Origin of the sequence: Kitasatospora sp. RG8 (assembly GCF_017813315.1) — a bacterium.
Lineage (GTDB): Bacteria > Actinomycetota > Actinomycetes > Streptomycetales > Streptomycetaceae > Kitasatospora.
In genome coordinates this window covers 1-14,563 of the sequence record NZ_JAGIYX010000052.1, presented here as the reverse complement: position 1 = coordinate 14,563, position 14,563 = coordinate 1, and the positions used below count along the sequence as shown (strand labels likewise).

Here is a 14,563-nt window from a genome sequence, read left to right as displayed (position 1 = left end):
TGCCCGACCTCAGGCAGGGAGATGACTGGAGTGCGCACACGCCCGGAGAGATGATGGAGGTGATGCTGTTCGCGACCAAATCCCCTCCCGGGAGAGCGGAGGCGAATAATGTCGGACAGTAAGCCTGAAATTCTCCTTATCCACCCCGACCCACATTTCCGGCGCGACCTAGCCAAACAAATCGAATCCTGGTGCGTCGGCGCCTTCGGTGTGGTCACCGCCGCCAACGCAGGCGATGCGATGGCGGCCATGAACGACATGCCCAAGGGGAGCCTTGAGCTGGTCATCTCGGCCCGGATCGAGCACCTGGACCTGATCATGGCGAAGCGGGGTTGGGCAGCCCTCGCGATGATGTCGAACGAAGTTCCTGACACGGCCGAGGTCTTCACATTACCCCTGCCCCCGTCAAGGGAAGATCTGGAGGATCTCTTCGCGTGCTGGGGATCGGCCCGCAGGTCCGAGGCATTTGCCGTACCTCGCGCTGTAACGGTGCATCGCGGAACGGCGAGCACTGCCCAGATACGGGCGCTCAAGCGCTTGTTCTTCCTGAATGCGATCACCTGCAAGTGGGAGGCTGACGGCGGAGAGGAACTCGCGGTGATGGTCGACGGCCGAACCGTCCGACCATCACCGGCCTCGATCCTCGATGCGCTGGGCCGGATTCCCAAAGTCGACAGGCCGCCGGACTTCCCTTATGACCTCGTCATTGTCGGGGCGGGGCCTTCAGGCCTTTCAGCGGCGGTCTGTGCAGGAGCAGCGGGATTCTCTACGCTGGTGATCGAGAACGACAGCCCGGGCGGAAAGGCCGCCACGTCAATAAATCCAATCAAAAACTATCTAGGATTTCCGGACGGAATCAGCGGAGTGACCTTGTCGCAGCTCGCCGTCCAGCACGCATTGCAGTCCCCTCTCGTGGACCTGAGACCGGGCATCAGAGCCACGTCCCTGCAAGTCGGGAATCCACGCATCGACGTTCACGTCGAGACGGAAGAAGGCACCTCATACGCGGTGTCCGCCGCAACTGTGCTCCTGGCCGGGGGACAGGATCCCCGGCGCCTGGAAATAATGAACCACGAGGGTCTTATCGGGCGGGGGCTGCACTACGGGGCACTCAAATGCGATCAACTGGAGGAGGGGGGACGGCGGGTCGCGGTCATCGGGGGCGGAGACTCGGCCGGACAGGCTGCGCTTCTCTTCGAATCGGGCGGGAGCGACGTCACGATACTGTCCCGGGGCGAACTGTCGGACAAGATGTCCGCCGACCTGAGGGCAGATGTCATTCAAGAAGTCGGGGACATTCACGAAAAGTGCGACGTGATCTGCCTCGAAGCCGACAAGGACACGGGGGCGCTCACGGAAATCTACACGTGGGACGAAAGACACGGACTCGAACGATTCAAGGTCGATTCCTGCTACGTGATGATCGGCGGCGTCCCGTGCACGGCATGGCTACGGCCGAGCGGTGTCAAAATGAAGTCCGACTACGTCATCACCGACGCGCGGCTCAGAGGTGGGCGTGGCCGCGACACGCTCATGTTCGCCACCAATCGCCCCGGGGTCTTCGCCGTAGGCGATATTCGGATCGGTTCCGCGCGGAGGGTCGGGCAGGCGGTCGGTCAGGGCGTCGCCGCGGTGGCCTCCATCGAGAAGTACGTGAGGAGAAATCCGGCCGTACTGGAAGGCGGGCAGAGTCCGGCAGCGGACATGGCCCGCATACGTTCGATCTCCGGTACCAACTGAGCCGTGTGCGGCCGGCAGTCCGGGGGCGGGCTGCCGGCCGTGCGTCGTCGCTCTGGGCCCCGGGGCCCGGTGGCCGTCAGCGCCGCAGGTGGGTGGCCAGCAGCTCGACCACCGCGGCGCGCTGGTCGGCCAGGTAGAAGTGGCCGCCGGGGAAGACGCGCAGGTCGAAGGCGCCGGTGGTGTGGCGCTCCCAGTCGCGGGCCTGCGCGGACGAGACACGTGCGTCCTCGTCGCCGATCAGGGCCGTGATCGGCGACGACACGACGGCGTCCGGCGCACACAGGTACGTCTCGACGGCGGTGTAGTCGCTGCGCACCGACGGCAGAATGAGCTCTCGCAACTCCGGTTCGGCAAGCACCTGTTCGTCGGTGCCACCGAGCCGGGCCAGCTCGGCGAGCAGCTCGTCGTCGGGGAGCAGGTGGTAGGAGGTGTCGCGCGGAAGGGAGGGTGCGCGGCCGCCGGAGGCGAACAGGTGCGCCGGAACGCCGCGGCCTTCCGCCTCGAACCGGCGGGCCACCTCGAAACAGACGGCCGAACCCATGCTGTGGCCGAAGAAGGTCAGCGGCCGGTCGGCCCAGGGCTGCAGGGCCTCGTGGATGCGGTCCGCGAGCCCGCCGATCGAGTCGATCGTCGGCTCGCCGAACCGGTTCTGCCGCCCGGGGTACTGCACGACGAGCACGTCCGCGTACGGCGACAGGGCCGCGGAGTAGTCGAGGTAGTAGCTCGCCGAGCCGCCCGCGTGCGGAAAGAGGACGAGCCGTGCAGGCGCCGCGCCGACGGGGTGGAAGCGGCGGAACCAGGGGCTCTCGGTGACGGTGTTGCTGCCGGCCATGCGGGGCGACCTCTCTGAGTACGGGTCAACTGTTGATCTGCTCCTCCAGTGTCCCAGGCCCCCTGGTTCACCGGCGCCCCGCCGCACACGCGCGTGATCCTCCTGCCGGGCCCGTCCGACGGGTCCCGTCGGCCCCGCGGGTTGCCCGTCGCGCGCACCAGTTCGGCGAAGGTGCCGATCACGGCCCGGGCGAACGGCCGCTCCTCCAGCCGGTCTGCGAACAGCGACGCGTAGAGCTCGACGGCCCCGTCGTAGGCCGCCCTGGTCTCGTCCCGATGATCCGCCACAGGAAGGACTCCAAGGCCGGTCCGACCCTTGAGACGGTGGCGGGTCGGGGCGGGGTGACGGGCGCGGCGTCGGAGCGGGCGGGCTCGTCCCGGCCTTCCTGGTCCTCCGGCTCCGCACCCGCCGGGTGGTCACATGTCGAACGATTCCTCGTCCTGTGCGTCCTCGTCCGGTTCCTCGTCGTGCTGGTACTCGTCCGGTTCGGTGACCCAGCCCGCCGCGAAGACCAGCCGGGAGGTGCGGTGGACGGCAAGGAAGCCGAACGGCCGGTCGAAGTGGGCCTGCACCTGCCGGACCACGTACGGCGGGCGGGTGGGCGCCGAACCGGCCGCCGAGCCGATCGCCGTCACGGCGGCCGCCCGGAACCCGCGCTCGCCGAAGGTGGCGGTCGCGGTCTGCCGGGCGCTGTCCACGAACAGCCAGGGGGCGTCCACGACTCCGGGGAGCCGGTTCTCCGTCCGGGTTCCGGTGGCCGCCGTGGTCAGGCCGAAGAGTCCGGAGCGTGCCAGCAGGTCGTGGTCGGCCTGGACGGTGAACTCGGCGAGCATCACGTGCAGCTCCGGTTCCGGGGTGTAGGACCGGGACCAGCCGATGCTCAGCCCCGGGCCCGGCGATCCCACGGGCAGCCGGTCCGCCGTGACCCGTGGGTGACGGTGGGACAGGATGCCGATGCCGGCGGCGAGCACCTGGCCGGGCGCCGCATCCGGCTCGCCGAGCAGCAGGTGGACGTCGATGTCACCGCGGCCGAGCACCCGCACCTCGGTCACCGGGCCGGCCGGGGTGTCGGCCACGGCCGCCCGGTCGAGCAGGTGCATCCAGCGGCCCAGGGCCTGGACCGGCCGCCCCGCCCACGGTCCGGAGTCCAGCTCGGGCCAGTACCGCGAGAACGGCTGGATCCAGTCGGTCTGCACGGTGAGGGCGCTCGCCAGCACCAGGACGGTGTCCTCGGTGACGGCGACGGGCATCCGGTCGATCAGTCCGCCGGTGGCCCGGGCCGCCCAGGCGTCGAGCACCTTGCGGTCCCGTCCGTCGTCGCCGGTCAGGCCGCCGTGCACGTCCGCCGGCAGCCCGGCCAGCCAGTCCGGCCGGGGCGGGAAGCGCTCGGTCGTCCAGAGACCCAGCGCCGCGGAGACGCCGGGAAGGCCGCGCAGCGTGCCGAGCAACGCACGGGCCTGCTCGGCGGCCGCGTCGGCCCGCATGCCGAGGGCCTCCTCCAGCTCGGCGCGGACGGCCGGGCTCGCGCCGGGCGCGAGCAATCCGAGGAGCGGCCAGATGCCGGCCGGCATCAGGACCGTCCCGTGCTCCCCCGTCGCCGCCTGCTCGGCCCACCGTGCACCCAGCGCGTTCACCGCCCGCACCGCCGCCGCGCTGCCCATCCGCTCCCCCTCGCCAGCGCGTCCGTCTCGCCCCGGAACCGCGACCGCCTCGTGTCCTCGCCGCGTCCGCCTCGCGGTCGCCGCAGGGGCGAGCGTAGGCGACCGCGCCCGGCGGGGCGAACGGATATTGACGGACGGTTCGGTGCGCCCCCCGCCTGCTCCCGTGCGCGGACCGGACCGGTAGCCTCCGCAGCATGGCGCTCCACGACCTCCGGCCACTGACCGCCGCCGTCGCACACGATCTTCAGCAGAAGCTCGCGCAGCGACTGCGGGGCGCCGGTGGCGACGCGGCGTTCCGGATCGCGCCGGGCCTCAGCGACCGTGAACCGGACGCCGTCGAGCTCCGGTTCGGGATCCGGCTGGCGGCCGACCACCGGACCTTCCTCGGTGCCGGCCTGCCACTCGGGCCCGGCTGGCCGGACTGGCGCGACGGGGACGAGGCCCAGCTGCGCGGGTGGCTCGCCGGACCGGCGGAGGGCGTGCTCTTCGACGTCCGCCACAACCGGTTCTGGTACCCGGCATGGGGCCCGCGCCCCGAGGACCGGGCCGAGGCCGAGGCGGTCGCGGAACGGGGGCTGGCGGCCCTGCCGCGGCTCGTGCCGGTCTACGCCTCACGGCGCGGATCGTCGAGGCGGCCCGGGAGCTGCTCGCCGGTCCGTGGCCGCCAGCAGGCTGAGTGGTCGGCGCTGGAAGTCCTTCGGGGGGTTGACGTGAGGGTCCGAGCTCTGCTGAGCCGTGCTCGGATCGGTCATGCGTCCAGTTGTGCACGGATGAGCGTGTCGAGTCGTTGCCATGCCGGGGACGAGGCGTTGACTGTGCCTTGGATCAGGGCGGGGATCTCGGAGGCTGCATCCAGCTCGGGCAGTTCGTCGGGTCCGTAGCGTTCCCGGGTCGCCTTGGCGATCCTGCGGGCGAGGCCGTCGACGCGGGGATCGTCGGCGTCGAGGTCGTGCGCGCGGTCGTAGTCGAGGAAGAGCTGCCGCAGCGCCGGATCGGCCAGGGCCTCGGCTTGGTCGTGGAACAGTGCGGTCGCGCTTTCCGGGTAGGTGGCGAACACAAGGATCCACAGGTCGCGTTGCAGGTCCACCCATCGAGGGGTGAATCCCCAGCGGGCCAGCTGCTTCAGATGGGCACCGACCTCGCCGGGCAGCGGTGCCAGCTGCCCGGCGGCGAGTTCGCGCAGGCGACTCCGGGTTGCCTGCAGGCCACGGATGCCGGCGGCGAGATCGTCGTCGATCTCGCGCAGCGCCTGCTGGAAGTCCTCATCGGTCGCTGATCGCAGGTCCCGGATACGGGCGAGGGGGACGCCGGCTTCGGCGAGTGTCCGGATCTTGATCAGGTCGATGGCGTCTTTCGCTCCGTATCGCCGGTAGCCGGACGCATCACGGTCGGGCTCGGGGAGCAGCCCCTTGTCGTGATACACGCGAATGGTCTTGATCGACACTCCGACGTACCTTGCCAGCTGCCCGATGGTGATCACCCGGCCATCGTCCCACTTGACCTTTCCCCAAGGGCAGGGTTGCACGATGGCGTCATGACGAACACGAATATTGACCGGGAGACCCTGCGCGAGCTGGCTGACGAGGGCAACGAGAACGCTTTGGACCGGCTGGCCGAGCTCGCCGACGCAGCCGGCGAGCTCGGGGAACTGAGCGGGCTGTTGGACGAGGGTTCCATGCGCGCTGGGTTCCTGCTCACTCGACGCGCGGCCGCGACCGGCGACCTGCGCGAGCTTCAACGGATCTGCGACGCCGGTTACGACGAGGCCGGGGACGAGCTGAACCGGCTACTGAAGGCACCGGCCGACCGGGATCGGGACTGAGGAGCGGACCAGCCGCAGCAGCCGTCCAGGCCGCGGCCGGCGCGCTCAGGCCAGAGTGTTGCCCTTGACCGCCTGAGCGTCACAGCGCGTCGGATAGGTGCTTGACCGTCCTGACCAACCCTCCCGAGTGGCCGAAGGACAGCGAGGCCGAAGGACAGCCGGGCCGACGGCCGCTACCGGCCGAACCGGACGGCGGCGCGGCCTCGGGAGGTGCGGTCGAGCAGGAGGACCGAGGCGGCCTCCGGCGTCGGGTTCGGGACGGCGCCGCGGGCGTGCCGGGTGAGCTCCGCGAGGAGGCGGTCGAGTCCTCGGCGGTGCTTGGCGAACGTGCGGCTCGGCGCCCAGCGGCCCCGTTCGCGCTGGCCGGCCAGGGCGGTCGCCGCGCCGACGTCCAGCAGCACCAGGTGGAGTTCCCGGCCCTGGCGGTCGGCCGCGCGGGAGAGCCAGCGGCGCATCCAGGCCCGGCTGCCGCAGTCGTGCACGAGCAGCGGCCCGCCCCGGCGGACGGAGGCGCGCAGCAGGCGGACGTGCTCCAGCCGCGCCCACGGCCGGTACACCGCGTACGGGAGGGCGGCCGGCATCACCGCCTCGCAGGCCTCGTGGACGGCCCGCGGGTCGACGGTGGCGGCGGCGCCGGCCTGGGCCGACCACCGGCGCAGCAGGGTGCTCTTGCCGCTGCCGGGAAGGCCGGAGACGACCACGACGGCGTCCGGCGGGTAGTGGACGGTGAAGGGTGCGCCGGCCTCGCCCCGGAGGTCGACCAGGCCCCGCGGTTCCATCGCCGCCCGTGCCTCCTGCCGTACCGTGGTCCGCCCGCCCGACGTGGTCGGCCTGCTCATGCTGCTCACTCTTCCCCGCTTCTGCCCGACCCGGAACGATAACAACCTCCGCGCACCCGGTGGGCGGGCGGCCCTTCGGCGCGGGCGTCCGGCGAACCGGCCCCGGTGCACGGCCTAAGGTGGGGCGCGATGTGACGGTCCGTCAGCGGGCGGGCCGGCGTGGAGGAGGGCAGGGCGGCGTGGCGGGAACCCTGGTGACAAGGGGATCGGGCCTGGAGACCGGACCCGGGACGGCGACGTACACCGGGCTGGTGCTCGCCGGGCTGGCGCGTGATCCGGAACGGGTCGCGATCCGGTACGGGGAGGAGTCGCTGACGGCGCGCGAGTGCCTGGAGGGCGTGTACCGGCTGGCGCGGGCCCTGGCCGCCACCGGCCTCGGGCGCGGCGACGGGGTCACGGTGCTGGCGGGGAACCGGCCGGAGACGGTGCTGGTGCGGCTGGCGGCCAATCTGATCGGCTGCCGGGTCGCGATGCTGTACCCCGACCGCCCGGTGGCGGACCAGATCGCGATGGCCGAGGACGCGCTGACGGCGGCGTTCGTGTTCGACCCGCAGCGGTACGGGGACGCCGCGCAGCGGATCGTCTCGGCGCTGCCGGCGGTGCTGCCGCTGGGGCTCGGCCCGACTCCCCTGGGCGCGGACCTGCTCGCCGAGGCCGGGGAGCTCTCCCCGGCGCCGCTGGCGCCCCGCTACCGACCGGACGACGTGATGGCGGTGCGGTTCACCGGTGGCTCGACCGGCCGCCCGAAGGGGGTGCTGCGCCGTTTCGCGCGCCCGGCCCGGCCGGAGCTGGTGGCGGCGTCCGTCTTCCTGCTCTGCACGGCGCTCTGTCACGGCGGCGGCACCACGGCCGATCTGGCGCTGGCGGCGGGCGGCACGGTGGTGCTCCAGGACGGGTTCGCGGCGGAGGCCGTGCTGGCGGCGATCGAGCGGTACCGGGTGTCGCGCGTGTACCTGCCGCCGCACCTGCTGTACCGGGTGCTGGACCACCCCGCCCTGGCCCGGACCGACACCGGCAGCCTCCGCCGTGTCACGTACACGGGGTGCCCGGCGGCGCCGGAGCGGCTGGCGGAGGCGACGCGCCGGCTGGGGCGGGTGCTGCACCAGACGTACAGCCTGACCGAGTGCGGACCGGTGAGCCGGCTGACTCCGGACGAGCACCTCGACCCGCGGCTGCTGACCACGGCCGGGCGGCCGTTCCCGGACACGGAGGTCCGGATCCTGGACGAGGACGGCGAACCGCTGCCGACGGGCCGGACCGGGGAGATCTGCGTGCGGACGCCGACGGCGATGGCGGGCTACTGGCGCAACCCCGAGCTGACGGCGCAGGTGCTGCGGGACGGCTGGCTGCACACCGGGGACCTCGGCAGTCTGGACCGGTCCGGGTACCTGACGGTGGCGGGGCGGCAGGGCACCATGGCGATCGTCGAGGCGCACAACGTCTTCCCCCGCGATGTCGAGGGCCCGCTGCTGGCGCACCCCGCGGTGCGGGAGGCGGTGATGTTCGCGACGACCGGAACGGACCGGCTGGAGCGCGTGCACGCCGCGGTCACCACCGTGCCCGGGGCCGGGGTGACGGCGCAGCAGCTGCACGGGTGGGTGCGGGAGCGGAGCGGGCCGCTCTGCGATCCGTCGACGATCCTGCTGCTGCCGGGCCTTCCGCTGGGCGAGACCGGGAAGCCGGACCTCGCGGCGCTTCGGGCGATGGTCCCGGACGCCGGGGCGGCCCTCTCGGACTCCTGGGCGGCCCCCTCGGGCGCCGGGACGGTGGGCGCCGGGACGGTGCGCGCCGGGACGGCGAGCGGCGAGGCGGCGAGCGGCGAGGCGGCGAGCGGCGAGGCGGCGAGCGGCGAGGCCGGGGCGGTGGCGCCCGGCTCCTCCGGGGCCGGGGCGCGCGGCAAGGGGTGACGCGCGCCGCCGATGCCTCCCGCGCCCGCGTGCGCGCCCGCCTGCACGGCGGGTGGCCGCCGAAACCGCCCGTGGACACTCGACCTTACGGTCCGGACTGCCGATATCCCCGGCGTCACCCCTTTCGCGCCGTCCCGTCGGCGTCACCCCTTCGCGCCGCCCCCTCGGCGCCGTTCCGCCGCGACGCCCTGCCGCGCCACCCCAGGAGGCACCTTCCGTGACCTGGCTCCGCGTCCTGACCGCCCTCGGCATCCTCGCCGTCGCGGCCAGCGCCCTGCTCGTCTTCGCCCTCTGCACCGCCGCAGCCCGGGGGGACCGCAGGGGCTCCCGCGATGACGGCACGCCAGGGGACGCCGTCCGGGACACGGCCGAGCAGAGCGGGCTGATCCGGCGCACCAGCGGCGAGAGCTGACGGACCCCGCGACGGTCGGGCCATCGACCGTCGTCCGGAGGCCAGGACAGCGCCGCCCACGGTCGACCCGTCCCCGGTCGGCAACCGACCCGCGCGGACAGCAGCCGGGCCGTCCCCGGTCGGCAGCGGGCCCGGCTCGCACGTCCCCGCACGTCCTCGGGAGGGCCTGCGTCACGCGGTCCTCGGCTCGGGTGTCGACGCCAGGACACATGGTGTCCTATGGTGAACGACGTGTCCTCGCCTCGTTCCGCGGCGGTGACACCGGTGACGCCGCACGCCCCGCGGCGTCACCGCGCCCGCGTTCCCGACCGAAGGAGGACCACGGCCATGGCCGAGACACTCGCCACCGCCAAGGCGGAGCTGGTGGAGCTGGCCCACCGCAGGATGCTCACCGCCATCCCCGACAACGGCTGGACCACCCGCCAGAAGCTGGCGCTCACCTGCCGGATCCTGTTCGACGCCGGCCACGACTCGGGCCTGGCCGGTCAGATCACCGCCCGGGCCGAGCGGCCCGGCACCTACTACACCCAGCGGCTCGGGCTGGGCTTCGACGAGATCACCGAGTCCAACCTGCTGCTGGTGGACGAGGACCTCAACGTGCTGGAGGGCGAGGGCATGGCCAACCCGGCCAACCGCTTCCACAGTTGGGTCTACCGCGCCCGCCCGGACGTCAACTGCATCATCCACACCCACCCGAAGCACATATCCGCACTGTCGATGCTGGAGACGCCGCTTGTCGTCTCGCACATGGACCTCTGCCCGCTGTACGACGACTGCGCATTCCTGGAGAAGTGGCCCGGCATACCGGTCGGCAACGAGGAGGGCGAGATCATCTCGACCGCGCTCGGCGACAAGCGGGCCATCCTCCTCGCCCACCACGGGCAGCTGGTGGCCACCGGCACCGTCGAGGAGGCCTGCGTCCTCGACGTGCTGTTCGAGCGGGCCGCCGAACTCCAGCTGCTGGCCTCGGCCGCCGGTCGGATCCAGGAGATCCCGGACCTGCTCGCCCGCGAGGCCCACGACTGGATCTCCACCCCCAAGCGCGGCCAGGCGTCCTTCGCCTACTACGCCCGCCGTGCCCTGCGCGCCGGCCACGGCGACGCCCTCGACGCCCCCACCCCGGAAAGCGGTGCCTGAGATGGACGGTCACACCCTTGAGGGGATCATCGCCTACCCGGTGACCCCGTTCTCCCCCGCCGACGGCGGCGTGGACACCGACCGGCTCGCGGCCCTCGTCGACCGCCTGGTCACCGCCGGCTGCCACGCCGTCGCGCCGCTCGGCTCCACCGGCGAGAGCGCCTACCTCGACGACCAGGAGTGGCACACCGCCGCCGAGACCGCGCTCGGAGCGGTGGCGGGCCGGGTGCCGACCGTGGTCGGCGTCGCCGACCTCACCACCCGCAACGCCGTCCGCCGCGCCCGGTTCGCCGAACAGGCGGGGGCCGACGCCGTCATGGTGCTGCCGCTGTCCTACTGGAAGCTGGACGAGCGGGAGGTCACCCGGCACTTCGCCAAAGTCGCCGACGCCGTCTCGATCCCGGTGATGGTCTACAACAACCCGGCCACCAGCGGCATCGACCTCTCGCCCGAGCTGATGGTCACGCTGGCCGAGCAGGTCGAGAACATCACCATGGTGAAGGAGAGCAGCGGCGACGTTCAGCGGATGCACCGGCTCGCCCAACTCACCGGCGGCGAGCTGCCGTTCTACAACGGCAGCAACCCGCTGGCGCTGGCGGCCTTCGCGGCCGGCGCCGCCGGCTGGTGCACGGCGGCTCCCTGCCTGATCCCCGGGCCGGTCCTGGAGCTCTACCGGGCGGTGCGCGAGGGCCGGTTCGACACCGCGCGCGAGGTCTTCCAACGACAGCTGCCGGTCCTGCAGTTCATCCTGCGCGGGGTCCTGCCCAGCACGGTCAAGGCCGGGCTGGCACTGCGCGGGCTGGACGTCGGCGAGCCGCGCCGGCCACTGCTGCCGCTGGACGAGGAGCGGACGCGGGAGCTGACGGAACTGCTCGCAGTCCTCGACCTGTCCGGCAGTCAGGTCTGACCCACCGAATCCGACGATTCGTCAGGGAAGCGTGGGGACCCGGTCGGCCGGGCCGGCCGGGTCGTCGTGGATCACCACCAGGATCGCGGCAGGCTCCGCCCCGGTGCTCCGGCAGCGGTGCGGAAGCGCCGAGTTGAAGTAGACGCTGTCCCCCGGGGCGAGCTCCAGCGTCCGCTCCGGGAACTCCAGCTCGACCGAGCCGGAGTGGACGAAGAAGAACTCCTCGCCCGCATGGGACTTGAACGGCGAGTCGCCGAGCTCGGTCGGCGGATACATCATGAACGGCACCATCTGCTTGCCGCTGAGGCCGGTCGCGATGCCCTCGTAGTGCGAGGTGCCGGGGCCGGCCCCGGCGGCCATCGGCGTTCGCTCGCCGGCCCGGACCACCGTCACCAGCTCGGGCTCGACCTCGTCCGAGAAGAGCCGGCCGACGTCGACGTTCAGGGCGTGGGCGAGCTTGAGGGCCGTCGAGATCGAGGGGTCGCTGAGCCCCCGCTCGACCTTGGAGAGGTAGCTCTTGGTCACCCCGACCTGCGCCGCCAGCGCCTCCAGGCTGAGCCGGTTCTGCTTCCTCAGCACCCTCACCCGGCTGCTCATACGGCACCTCTCGCCCCGGAACGTTCGGTTCAGTATCCCATCCACGCCCGGACCGGGGATCTTCGGGTCCGGAGGGCCTGCGGGGCGGGGCGTGAACCGGGTGGCCACGGACCGGGGCCGGGGGCCGGTCCCGGTCCGCGTCCCCGGTCCCGGGTTCCCGTCCACAGTGCCCCGGTCCCGGCCCTGTCTCAGTGGCCCGCGAGGTCGTCCGGGCGTACGGCGATGTGGTCGGCGCCGAGGTCCACGGCGACGCGGTGCTCCATGCCCAGGGCCTCCAGGAACTTCACCGGCAGCTGCACCCGGCCGGTCCGGTCCAGCATCACGTACTCGCGCTCGTTGACCGACTCCTCGCCGTGCTCGTCGGTCACCGTCCGGCGCAGGACCTCGCTGCTGGTGCGCCCGTCGCGGATGGCGACGGTGCGCCGCACCTCGCCGGCGACCATGGGGTCGTGGGTGACGATGACGACGGTGGCGCCGAGCTCGCGGTTGACGGTGCGGAACGCCTCGAAGATGCCGGCCCCGGTCTCGGAGTCGAGCTCGCCGGTGGGCTCGTCCGCGAGCAGGACCGGCGGGTTGTTGGCCATCGCGACGGCGATGGCCACGCGCTGCTGCTGGCCGCCGGACATCTCGGCGGGACGGCGGTGCGCGAGGTCCCCGAGCTCCATGGCCTCCAGCAGCTCGGCGACCCGCGCGGCCTGCTGCTTCGAGCCGCCCGCGCCGGCACCCCGGCGCCCGCGCAGCTGCATCGGCAGCGCGATGTTCTCCGCGGCCGTCAGGAACGGCAGCAGGTTGCGGGCCGTCTGCTGCCAGATGAACCCGACCACCTCACGGCGGTAGCGCAACCGCTCACGGGCGGACATCTCCAGCAGGTCGCAGCCCGCCACCGTGGCCGTGCCGGCGGTCGGCACGTCGAGCCCGGCCAGGATGGTCAGCAGGGTCGACTTGCCACTGCCGGAGGCACCCACCAGCGCCACCAGGTCACCCTGCTGGATCGTCAGCTCCAGCCCCTGCAACGCCTGGACCTCGATGCCCTCGGCACTGAAGATACGCACCAGACGGTCACAGACGATCGCCGCCCCCGCACCGAACACCTTCGGCGCGGCCGCGGCAAGCGCCTGCTCCCGCAACTCCTCGAAGGTGGGAGCCCGGTCGACCGTCTCGTTCTGGGGGGCGCTGTTCACCACGTGTCTCCTGTCGCCGCTGCGCCTGGGTGCGCTCCTGGTCGCGGTGGCCGCGACCCGGTCACCGGGCCGCTCCTGCCGCTCGTGCTGTTGTGCATGCCGGTCGTGCCGCTGTCTGTCCCGTTGCCCGTTCCCTCCGACAACCGGGCCGGCCGGTCGGTGGTCACTGCTGCTCCCCCACCCGCAGTTCGGTGGCGATCTGGCGCCGGCCGGAGATGAAGGCCTCGGCGAGCACCCCGGCGCAGACCAGGGCCGCCAGACCGAGGACCTGGAACAGCACCGGCAGCACGGCCGGCTCCAGGCCGGTCCGGACCGGGGCGCCGACCAGGGCGGACAGGTCGATCGCCGGTCCGAGCAGGTAGACCGCGGCGAGCGCGGTCACGCCGCCGCCGAGCGCCGCCACGAGGGTCTGCGGGAGGGTCTCCGCGACGATCAGCGCCAGGCCCTGCCGCGGGCGCAGGCCCATGGTGCGCAGCCGGGCGAGCAGGGCGACGCGCTCCGGGGCCGCCCGCAGCAGCGTCAGCAGCACGGCGAGCAGGGCGAACCCCGCCGCGCCGATCACGGAGGCCCAGAACAGCCGGCCGGCCGAGAGCTGGAGCGGGTCATTGGCCAGCTCGGCGGCCCGGGTGGCGCTGGTGTGCACCACGTAGCCGACCGGCAGGCTGTCGGGATCCTCACCCGCACGGGCCTGACCGCCCGCCGCACCACCGGGGGACGCGCTGCCGGGTGACGCGCTGCCGGCCACGGCCGACGCGGAAGTGGTGGCTGAGGGAGACGCGGCAGCGGAGGCCGACGCCGCCAGGTTGCCCGGGAGCGTGGTCGCGGCCGCCCCCGTAGGTTTGCGGCCCCTCGGGGTACCGACCAGGCTGCCGATCGCGCTCTGCGGCCCCTTCTCCCGGACGATCGCCTTCAGCCGGTGCTCGTCCACGTCACCGAGGCCGAACCAGAGGTTGGGTTCCGCGAGTCGCGGAAGCCTGGAGGCCGCGGGGCCGATGGGCACGACGATGAACTGCTGGACCGACTCCTCCAGCGCGGGTGTGCCTTCGATCGCGCCGGCCTTCCTGGCGAGGAGTTCCGAGCCGTTAGGCATCCGCAGGCGGTGGTTCCCGTCGTCGGCCTTGGCCGCGAGTGCCTTGCTGAACAGGGCGGGAACCGGGGCGTCGAGGCCGCCGTCGCCGCCCGCGAGAACGGCCGGGTCGAAGGCGCCGCGCCCGGCGGTCCGGGAGAGTTCGGCGTACGCCTGCGGGTCGACGGCCAGCACGCTGACCCGGTTGGAGCCGTTGCTGGTGCCGAGGAGGAAGACCTCGCTCTCCCACCAGACGGAGGTTCCCATCCGGACGCCGGGCAGGGCGGCCGCGGCCTTGGTGAGCTCGGGCGGCAGCGTGACCCCGGTCGGCGCGCTGATGACCGCGTCGCCGCCGACCGCCTGCCGGGCCGCGCGCAGCCGGGAGCCGTCCACCGCGTCCAGCACGGTGGCCCCGAAGCCGGCCGTGGTGACGGCGAGCATCAGTGCGAGCAGTGGTAGCAC

At 72.8% G+C, this 14,563-nt stretch carries 12 protein-coding genes and 1 pseudogene; 6 read left to right on the top strand and 7 right to left on the bottom strand.

The genetic code is table 11. The features are described from left to right. The first annotated feature begins 108 nt into the window (after positions 1 to 108). A complete protein-coding gene (locus J5Y04_RS39665) occupies positions 109 to 1,740 on the top strand; it encodes an NAD(P)/FAD-dependent oxidoreductase (RefSeq protein WP_209417396.1) in 1,632 nt (543 codons plus the stop codon). A gap of 76 nt (positions 1,741 to 1,816) precedes the next feature. Here J5Y04_RS39665 and J5Y04_RS39660 read toward each other — a convergent pair whose 3' ends face one another. From J5Y04_RS39660 to J5Y04_RS39650, 3 genes are all read right to left on the bottom strand, one after another. After that, entirely contained in the window at positions 1,817 to 2,572 is a 756-nt protein-coding gene (locus tag J5Y04_RS39660) for a thioesterase II family protein (protein WP_209417395.1), read from the bottom strand. Between the two features lie 416 nt (positions 2,573 to 2,988). Then, positions 2,989 to 4,233: a serpin family protein gene (locus J5Y04_RS39655; RefSeq protein ID WP_209417394.1), complete on the bottom strand. Its 1,245-nt coding sequence runs from the start codon at positions 4,231 to 4,233 to the stop codon at positions 2,989 to 2,991. 748 nt (positions 4,234 to 4,981) lie between these two features. Beyond that, positions 4,982 to 5,713 carry a MerR family transcriptional regulator gene (locus tag J5Y04_RS39650; protein ID WP_209417393.1) on the bottom strand — a complete coding sequence of 244 codons (732 nt, stop codon included), beginning with the start codon at positions 5,711 to 5,713 and terminating at the stop codon, positions 4,982 to 4,984. A gap of 54 nt (positions 5,714 to 5,767) precedes the next feature. On the opposite strand from J5Y04_RS39650, the gene J5Y04_RS39645 reads away from it, so the two are divergent. Beyond that, on the top strand, positions 5,768 to 6,055 hold the full coding sequence (locus J5Y04_RS39645; protein ID WP_209417392.1) for a hypothetical protein: 288 nt from the start codon (positions 5,768 to 5,770) through the stop codon (positions 6,053 to 6,055). Between the two features lie 173 nt (positions 6,056 to 6,228). Here the strand turns inward: J5Y04_RS39645 and J5Y04_RS39640 are convergent, their stop codons facing one another. Beyond that, entirely contained in the window at positions 6,229 to 6,894 is a 666-nt protein-coding gene (locus tag J5Y04_RS39640; protein ID WP_209417391.1) for an AAA family ATPase, read from the bottom strand. Positions 6,895 to 7,073: 179 nt separating this feature from the next. Here J5Y04_RS39640 and J5Y04_RS39635 point away from each other — a divergent pair, with 179 nt between their 5' ends. From J5Y04_RS39635 to J5Y04_RS39620, 4 genes are all read left to right on the top strand, one after another. Beyond that, entirely contained in the window at positions 7,074 to 8,801 is a 1,728-nt protein-coding gene (locus tag J5Y04_RS39635) for an AMP-binding protein (protein WP_209417390.1), read from the top strand. Positions 8,802 to 9,018: 217 nt separating this feature from the next. After that, positions 9,019 to 9,213, top strand: a complete 195-nt coding sequence (locus tag J5Y04_RS39630) for a hypothetical protein (protein WP_209417389.1) — start codon at positions 9,019 to 9,021, stop codon at positions 9,211 to 9,213. Between the two features lie 327 nt (positions 9,214 to 9,540). After that, positions 9,541 to 10,350, top strand: coding sequence for an aldolase (locus J5Y04_RS39625; protein WP_209417388.1), 810 nt, complete (start codon positions 9,541 to 9,543; stop codon positions 10,348 to 10,350). A gap of 1 nt (position 10,351) precedes the next feature. Continuing rightward, on the top strand, positions 10,352 to 11,257 hold the full coding sequence (locus J5Y04_RS39620) for a dihydrodipicolinate synthase family protein (RefSeq protein ID WP_209417387.1): 906 nt from the start codon (positions 10,352 to 10,354) through the stop codon (positions 11,255 to 11,257). A gap of 21 nt (positions 11,258 to 11,278) precedes the next feature. On the opposite strand, the gene J5Y04_RS39615 is transcribed toward J5Y04_RS39620, so the two are convergent. From J5Y04_RS39615 to J5Y04_RS39605, 3 genes and pseudogenes are all read right to left on the bottom strand, one after another. Continuing rightward, the gene (locus tag J5Y04_RS39615; RefSeq protein ID WP_209417386.1) at positions 11,279 to 11,854 is read right to left on the bottom strand and encodes a helix-turn-helix domain-containing protein; all 576 of its coding nucleotides are present in this window, start codon (positions 11,852 to 11,854) and stop codon (positions 11,279 to 11,281) included. Positions 11,855 to 12,042: 188 nt separating this feature from the next. After that, complete coding sequence (locus J5Y04_RS39610) at positions 12,043 to 13,035, bottom strand: ABC transporter ATP-binding protein (RefSeq protein ID WP_307853538.1); 993 nt, start codon at positions 13,033 to 13,035, stop codon at positions 12,043 to 12,045. A 163-nt stretch (positions 13,036 to 13,198) separates the two neighbouring features. Beyond that, a pseudogene (locus tag J5Y04_RS39605) lies at positions 13,199 to 14,563 on the bottom strand (hypothetical protein); the annotation flags it as partial.

What these genes read in the sequence shown, in the direction of transcription:
- J5Y04_RS39660 (WP_209417395.1), bottom strand. Translation starts at nt 2,572, where the DNA reads ATGGCCGGCAGCAACACCGTCACCGAGAGCCCCTGGTTCCGCCGCTTC.
- J5Y04_RS39620 (WP_209417387.1), top strand. Translation starts at nt 10,352, where the DNA reads ATGGACGGTCACACCCTTGAGGGGATCATCGCCTACCCGGTGACCCCG.
- J5Y04_RS39615 (WP_209417386.1), bottom strand. Translation starts at nt 11,854, where the DNA reads ATGAGCAGCCGGGTGAGGGTGCTGAGGAAGCAGAACCGGCTCAGCCTG.
- J5Y04_RS39655 (WP_209417394.1), bottom strand. Translation starts at nt 4,233, where the DNA reads ATGGGCAGCGCGGCGGCGGTGCGGGCGGTGAACGCGCTGGGTGCACGG.
- J5Y04_RS39665 (WP_209417396.1), top strand. Translation starts at nt 109, where the DNA reads ATGTCGGACAGTAAGCCTGAAATTCTCCTTATCCACCCCGACCCACAT.
- J5Y04_RS39625 (WP_209417388.1), top strand. Translation starts at nt 9,541, where the DNA reads ATGGCCGAGACACTCGCCACCGCCAAGGCGGAGCTGGTGGAGCTGGCC.
- J5Y04_RS39640 (WP_209417391.1), bottom strand. Translation starts at nt 6,894, where the DNA reads ATGAGCAGGCCGACCACGTCGGGCGGGCGGACCACGGTACGGCAGGAG.
- J5Y04_RS39645 (WP_209417392.1), top strand. Translation starts at nt 5,768, where the DNA reads ATGACGAACACGAATATTGACCGGGAGACCCTGCGCGAGCTGGCTGAC.